The organism is Lutibacter sp. HS1-25, assembly GCF_004121075.1.
Taxonomy (GTDB): Bacteria; Bacteroidota; Bacteroidia; order Flavobacteriales; family Flavobacteriaceae; genus Lutibacter.
Genome location: NZ_RHLN01000039.1, coordinates 1 through 8217 on the forward strand (window position 1 = coordinate 1; position 8217 = coordinate 8217).

At 31.7% G+C, this 8217-nt stretch carries 4 protein-coding genes and 1 riboswitch; of the genes, 1 reads left to right on the plus strand and 3 read right to left on the minus strand.

Annotated elements, in window-relative coordinates; translation table 11 throughout:
* The coding region (locus EC396_RS11190) for a PKD domain-containing protein (protein ID WP_129366779.1) at nucleotides 1-3015 on the minus strand (3015 nt) is incomplete at its 3' end.
* 600 nt (nucleotides 3016-3615) lie between these two features.
* On the opposite strand from EC396_RS11190, the gene EC396_RS11195 reads away from it, so the two are divergent.
* Nucleotides 3616-4707 carry a hypothetical protein gene (locus EC396_RS11195; protein ID WP_129366780.1) on the plus strand — a complete coding sequence of 364 codons (1092 nt, stop codon included), beginning with the start codon at nucleotides 3616-3618 and terminating at the stop codon, nucleotides 4705-4707.
* A gap of 213 nt (nucleotides 4708-4920) precedes the next feature.
* Here EC396_RS11195 and ribB read toward each other — a convergent pair whose 3' ends face one another.
* Together ribB and EC396_RS11205 are read right to left on the minus strand one after the other, a co-directional pair.
* A complete protein-coding gene (gene ribB / locus EC396_RS11200) occupies nucleotides 4921-5592 on the minus strand; it encodes a 3,4-dihydroxy-2-butanone-4-phosphate synthase (protein WP_129366781.1) in 672 nt (223 codons plus the stop codon).
* 101 nt (nucleotides 5593-5693) lie between these two features.
* Nucleotides 5694-5815: riboswitch (FMN riboswitch) on the minus strand.
* 216 nt (nucleotides 5816-6031) lie between these two features.
* Nucleotides 6032-8217, minus strand: a 2186-nt coding sequence (locus tag EC396_RS11205; RefSeq protein WP_129366782.1) for a T9SS type A sorting domain-containing protein, incomplete at its 5' end; no start/stop codon positions are given.

The following is an 8217-nucleotide window of genomic DNA, read 5'->3' on the forward strand; positions in this document are numbered from 1 at the left end:
GGTATCTATAACTGGATCTGCAACAACAGTTACTTGATAAATAGCACTATTTACAGCACCACATCCATCTCCTGACAAACGAACTTCAACATAGTAATAATAATCTCCAATGGAAGTATAAGCAGGTGGTGTATAACTTGCATTGGTGGCTCCTGAAATAGGTATACCGCCTGTAGCTGGATTTGTAGTTGTTACATACCACTGATAAGAAGGGGTACCTGTTCCACCAGAATACGTTACTTCCATAGCAGTTGCTGTTCCTCCATTACAAATGGTTTCTACGGTTCGTGGCGGAGCAACAGTAATACCTTCTTCTACAATAACTTCCGCTGTGTTTGAAGTTATCTGAGAACACCCTCCCGATGCAAATTCAATAACCACATAATAATAAATAGTCCCTACTGTATCAGTTGGCGGGTCATACGTAGCTGTGTTAGCTCCAGTGATAGCCGTTCCTCCAGTAGTAGCATCTACACTATTTTTATACCATTGGTAGGTTGGTGTACTAGGACCTACATATGTAACTTGTAACAAATTAGCAACACCCCCTAAACAGACTTCACTAGATACTGGCTGAGAGGTAATAGTTGCAGCTGGATCTACAGTTATAATATAGTCTATAGATGTACCAACACAACCATCAATTTTAGGTTTGATAGTGTAAATAACTGTACCTGAACCACTAGTGCTATTAAAAATTGTTTGAACTGGAATAATTTCAGAATTCCCAGAAGATATATACCCTGTTATTCCTGCTGATGCAATTGCTGTCCAAGAATAAGTTGTATTTGGATAATTTGAAGTGAGTATCACTTCAGTAGTAGGTGTACCTGAACATACCGTTTGATCCAAATTTGTATTTGTAATAGTTGGAACTGGGAATATTTCAAAAATTTCTGTTGCTGTATTTGAAACTCCACAAGCATTAGTTACCTCTAAAGTAATGGTGTATAAACCAGGAGTTGAATAATTAATACTACCCGGATTGAGTTGGTTAGAGTTTGTTGGTGTTCCTCCCGTAAATGTCCAGTTATAAGTTAGATTACTAAGGTCTGTAGTACAATTTTCAATAATTCCTACAGGTGAAATTGAGGTTGGACCACAAAAATCAGCAATCGGATCTATAACTGCAGTGGGTGGTTTTTTTACTTCAATATCTTGTGATGTTGAAACACTACCGCAAGAATTTGTTGCCGTAAGTTTTAACGTGTAAATACCAGCTTCCTTAAAAAGAAACGTTGGAGCAGCTGAATTTTGATCTGTACTATTTGTAAAACTCCAATCTCCAGTTGTACCACAATTAGCCGCAGTATAAGCTACTTCCCATAAATAGGTTGGCGGACTGCACATTTCAGATTCATCTGTTGTGTTATTTGTTGTAATATTTAAAGGAATACATCCTTCGGTTTCACTAAGACTGAACAGCGGAACTAAAGGGGGCTCAATACAAATTTCCTTTTCGAAAGTTGTGGAATCACAAGTAGTATTTTTAGCTGTTAATATTACATTATAAACTCCTGGTTGTGAAAAAATATGATTTTCATTTTGAATACTATATCTTGTTATAATGGGAGAACCATCCCCAAAATCCCAAGTATATGTTCCATCTAGAGAGCAATCCCATCCAAAACCTCCTGTGGTAGTATTGATAAAATCGACTCCTGTATTTACACATGCTTTTTCAAGTGCTTCAAATTTAGCTTCAGGACTTTTGATAATTAATATATTTGAAAGCGTGGCTGGTGTAGGATTAGGTTTACAAGCATTACTAATCCAAAGTTTTACGGTGTACTCATCAGGACAACTCGATTCCGTATAAGAGTGTGGTGTTATCGGAAAATTTGAAGAACTAGAAGGATTCCCTGCGTTATAGTATACTGAATTAACTAAATCACTCTGAGTGTATGTTACAGTTCCGCTATTATCACCAAAATCAATTTCATAAGTTGTATCTGAAGTATTAGTTCCCCATCCTGTAATCTCAAATATGATTCCTGCTGTAGGAGCACATAAGTTTTGAGTATTACCTGGAGTTGAAATCCCACCTGATGGATTTGTAGCATTTTTTACAACGTAGGTAGCTGAATTAGAACAAGTATTATTACCAATACCTGTAATTACCATGTTAAAAGTCCCATAACTTGAATAGGTATGGGTTAAAGGGAAAGTTACATTGTTTTCTGTATTACCATCTCCCCAATCTATATTGAAAGAATTAATACAAGTTGAGGAGTTATTATTACCTACCTTAACTGTATATTCTGCTCCAGATGAGGGATTTCCACAATTATTAAATTGACCTGCATTGCCTGGGTTTAAATCAATAAAATCAATTTTTGGTCTCTGTTTAATGTAAATTACTTTAGTTCGTTTTGTAGAACAACCATAAGTATCTGTTACTTCAAGAGTTACATTAAATTGATTTACTCCACAACCTTCTTGTGTGGTATATGTATGAATAGGTTTTTGATCAATACTATTATTTCCATCTCCAAAATCCCAACTATATGTCAAATTACCATCTCCAGTGGCATCTGGTGTAAATAAAATAGCGGTTCCAGAACATACATTATCATTAAATGTAAAATCGTTAATTATTGGCTTACTAACTTTTACAGTTTCTGATTCATTAGAAATATTTTGAAAAACACCATCGCTTCCTGCAACTGAAACTAGAACTATATCAACATTTCCATTAGTTATAGGTTGATATTGAATTGTTGTGGAGTTTCCAGTTATTTCACCTGTAGACTCATCTTTACCGTTTATTGTATATTTAAAAGTATACTTTCCATTACCTCCTTCACCTTTAAAAGTAATATTTATAGATTCACCTAAACAAATTCTAGTAGGATTTACTTCTAAGGTAGCAGATAAACCTGCAAAATAATCATAAACAGAAGTTGATATTGATAAAAATTGAGAATTAGATATAAATGTAACTAGAAATAAAAAAACAATAAAAAATCCACTCCCTTTTTTATGAGTAACACCAAACATTTCTTTCTTTTTCATATAATCTTATTCTTAATACCTTTAGCCTCTAATAATTAGTAATAAATATTAGAGAACTAAAATATATATTTATATCATTTTAAAAACTAAATCAACACAAAAACACAGCTATCTTGTTCCTTTTTTTTGTTTTTAACAAGATCAAAATTAAGTATTTACAACTAAATTTATAATGACAATTATCACAGCTATATTTTCATTTTAAATATCCTAATTTACAAAAGGTTTATAATTATTCGCTTTTAAAAATTTAAATTTGCAAAACAATGAAACCTTACAGGTTTCTATAAGGTTTTATATTGATTGTCATTTTCAAGCTAATAGCTAAATCCCCAATTCATAAGCCAAATGTAGTTTGTTTAATTCTTAGGAGTTTACGGGTTTCCGTAAATCAAAATAATACTTGCTCTCATAAAGAAATTATATACTTTAATATGATTCCCTCCTACTCGAAAATAACGGATACTAGCTCGTACATCAAACAAAACATTGAATATCAATAACTTAAAAACAGCTATTGATTTTGGCACGTTGTTTGTTTTATTTGAAGTGTAAAAGCTAGCTACAACTTTAAAACGAACCCTTTAAAATTATCTAATTATGAAAAAATCAATACTTACCTTCGTAACACTATTATTAGTTGGCTTTGGTATTACTTATGCATCTAATAATACAATAACAACTAATAACAACCACAAACCTGGAGAGGCTTTTACCTTTGTTGAAAGCGGCATTACTTTTTCTGTTTTTCAAAATGGAGAATTTGATTTTTATTTAAATCAGTCCAATACATTTAGCGCTAACTATTATAACAATGGAGTTAACATTAGTTTTAATGCTGGCTATAATTACGACGCTTACTTACAATATGATCGCTTTGGCGCAGTAATTCAAATACAAAATGTTCCAATATTTTACGATGATTATGGGCGAATTTCACAGGTTGGATCTATAAACATCAATTATTACAACGGCAGATTAGCTCGTTTAGGTGGTATGCAAATTTATTATAACAACTACGGAAGTTATGCTTATTACAGAGGCTATATAAATAGGTATAACAGAAATTATGTATACCATCCTTACCATAACTATTTGATAAGACCTTATTATGATTATTGCGTTGTAAGTTATAAACCGTACCGTTATCATTATAAAGAACAACGATATACGTACCATAAAGATCACGCTAAAAACAAGTATTATAGCAATTATAAAAACTACAACAAACATGAAAAAAACAACAAATACAACAATCATAAAAACTATGAAAACAGACAACGTATTGTTACCAATTCTATTCCAAAACACCGAAAAAATAACGGTTTAAACAACAGTAGAAACCAAGTAAAACCAACCGATTTATCTAAAAATAATCGAGAAAATTTTAATAGAACTTCAACAAATAGCAATAGACAAACAGCGACTGTTCAACATAGAAATACTGAGCGTAAAACGATAGAGAAAAGTACACAACAACAAAATTTAGATAAAAGAAATTCAAGCAACCTTCATAAAAATTATATAGAAACTGGTAGATCAATTTCAAATACCCAAAATAGAAAAAGCAACACTTTAAATACAAAAGTAAGTACTGCAAATTCTAGATCAAAAAATGAATATACCAGAAGACCCGTTTCAAAAGAAGTTGATAAAAGAATGGTAACTACAACATCAAGAAGAACATTATAATTTAAACAACCTGTTTTAAGCGTTCTAAAACCTGGTATTATGAATTGATTACTAAGTTTTTGAATATCACTATTAAAATAGGTAAGTTATTTATAAGATTAATGCGACTGTAAAACAGCAATTTTACAGTCGCATTAATTGTTAATAAGCTATTGTAACTTGTACCTGTTAAAATTTAAGTACAAATTTTGTTAAGCGTTTTATTTAAGAATTTTAAACGCTTAACATTTCAAGTTTTTCCCTGTTTTTTTCAGTTGCCATTCTATATTGAAAAATATCTTCAATTGAAACAACTGTCATATTGTGTTTGTTTGCAAAATCACAAATTTCAGGAAGTCGAGACATTGTTCCATCAACATTGGTTAATTCACATAAAACAGCAGACGCACCTAAACCAGCTATTTTCATTAAGTCTATGCTTCCTTCAGTATGACCTCTTCTATTAAAAACACCATTTTTTTGTGCCAATAAAGGAAAAACATGACCTGGATGTGATAAATCTTCAGGTTTTGCATTTTCTGAAATAGCTGTTTTAATTGTATGTAATCTATCTTTTGCAGATACACCTGTTGTTACTCCTTTTTTTGCCTCAATTGATATGGTAAATGCTGTTTGATTTTTACTTGTATTATCTGTAACCATTGGTTTTAACTGAAGACTTTTACACTTTTCTTCAGTTAAACAAACACATACAATTCCACTACATTCTCTTATCATTAAAGCCATATCTTTTTCCGTCATTTTCTCTGCAGAAAAAATAATATCACCTTCATTTTCTCGATTTTCATCATCTACTAGTAAAATTCCTAAACCTTGTTGTAATTTTTCAACAGCATTATTAACCCTTTCTATACTGTCTTTTCCAAAATCATTTAAACTATTCATCTTTGCTTCTTTTAAAATATTACTATTAATTCTTCTGAGCAAAGTATACGACAATAAGATATGTAACTGATTTTACATCAATTACATAGTTAAGTGATAGACTTTTTCTTCTCTCATCCAGACTTTAACTGTCGGTTTTGGAGTTTCACCAAATCAGTCCTTTTTCAAGGAGTCGCGGACTTTTACCGCCGGTAGGGAATTACGCCCTGCCCTGAAGAAAACGTTGCAAAAATAATCAAAATTTTATGTTTTAATCAACTTATTAAAACTTTAAGAAAATCTTTAGTATTACACTTCATAGAATTTCTGTAAAATTCTATGAAGTGTAAAATGAGTTTATTTATTTCCTAAAAAATTACAATACGTATTTAAAAAAAAATAGGGCATTCCAAACTAAATTAGAACTGCCCTATTAAAATCAACCCCAAGTCAACTTATTTTAATCTTTAATCAATCTTTTAAATTCAACATTGCTTGATTGAACCACTTTCAAAGTATAAACACCAGAAGCAAACTGTTCGCCAAATTGATAATTTTCATTTGCTTTTCCTTGTGCATAATGCATCAATTTTCCTGATATATCAAATACAAAAACTTCAACTTTAGCTTCACTATTCACAGATTTTATTGATAAATTAAATTTATCTTTTGATGGGTTTGGCCAAGCAGAAACTTCAAAAAGACCCAATGTTATAATTTCAGTTTCAACTTCTGATTTTCCACCATTACTTCCATCTCCATCAACTGAACCTAAATTAAATCCACTATGCACAACCAAATTACCTCCTGATAGCAACATTTGATTTGTTTTTATACCGCTCCAGTTACTTGAATAAAATAATTCACCATTTTTAGTTAAATTAAATCCTATCAAATCATTTTTACCAGGCTCTCCTTTATCTGACATCTCAACTTTAAGAAATAGATTTCCACCCAATGAAATAGTATTTAAAGGATCTGTTATATCTGTTAAATTTGCTTTTGTTATAAATTGAGCTGTTTTATTTTCTTCATTCTCAATATTAACTCCTAATGATTGAATTGCATTGCCTTTTACCTGATAAATGTGCAATCCATCACTTTCTAGCCTTCTAAAGATAACATTCATATGTCCCTTTAACTTATTTCCTTTTTTATTGTATTTTACATTAAATCCGAAATTTGTTTTTAACCCAGAAGTTGATGCGTAAACACCTTCAGAATTTACAGGCATAATATATCCTCCTCCTGTAATAAAATCACCTACAGGTTTGTATACAGTAATCACCATATTATCATCAGACTGGTTACGAATATAATAGCCATTATCGACAATAATCCCAACTGTGGTTGATTCAGCATCTGATGAGCCAATATTTACATTCCAATTAAACGTTACATTTCCTGTTCTACTATCATTTGAATTTATTAAATCAACAACATTTATCCATCCAGAAATATCAGTACCATTGTCTCTATTTACAAATTTCACCTTAGCATTTCTAATATCACCAGCATAAGGATCGTTAATACCATCGCTAACGGTTATATCCTGAATATTTGCACTTAAGACAACCATTGTTTCAGATGAACTTGAACTTGGAGTAGCCTGCAAAGTCTGTCCTGTATATTCAACTATTGCATCTTCTTGGCTAATATCAAAATCTTTTTCATCAGTACTTGCTAAATAACTAGCATCTTCCAAAAATTCGGCATTAACTGTATATATATTAGCTGGATTTTGTGTTAAAATTAAGCTTGTAGCAGCAACTCCATTTGCATTTGTAACTGCTGAAATTGATTGTGTTCCAATAGTAAATATGATTGTTTTTCCTTGAATACCATTTCCTGAAACATCATCAACCAAAGTAGCCGATAAATCAACACTATCAGAATATTGTTCTGATAAATCTCCATTATAAGTTATTGAAGTAGGACGTTTTTGAACAGTAATTACCGTTGTACAAGTACTTTCATTGGCATTTACATCTACCGCTTTCCAAACTATTGTATTATCTCCTAAATCTAACTGAACACCATCCATTGAAGTTCCACTAGTACTTGTTAAACCACCTACATAAGTTAAAGAAGCAATTCCGCAAGCATCGGTTGCTGAAGCATTAAACTCTGTTTGGCTTACCGTATAATAGGTTTGATATGGATCAATATATCGAGAGCTGTTTTCTACACAAGTTATTACTGGAAGAACATTGTCTTCAACTGTAATTACTGCGGTAGTTGTTGATACATTGTTGTTATTATCTGTCACTGTTAATGTTACTGTGTTTGGACCAACATTTGAACAATCGAAACTATTATCGGCTTCTAAACTTAAGATTCCACAAGCATCATTTGAACCATTGTCGATATCTGAAGCAGTTATGGAAGCATTTCCAAATTCATCTAATTGAACCGTGATGTCTTTTGCAAGTGCCTGCGGAAGTACATTGTCTTCAACAGTAACAATTGCAGTCGTTGTTGATACATTGTTGTTGTTATCTGTAACCGTCAAAGTTACCGTATTAGCTCCTACATTTGAACAATCAAAACTGTTATCGGCTTCTAAACTTAAGATTCCACAAGCATCATTTGAACCATTGTCGATATCTACAGCGGTTATGGAAGCATTTCCAAGTTCATCTAATT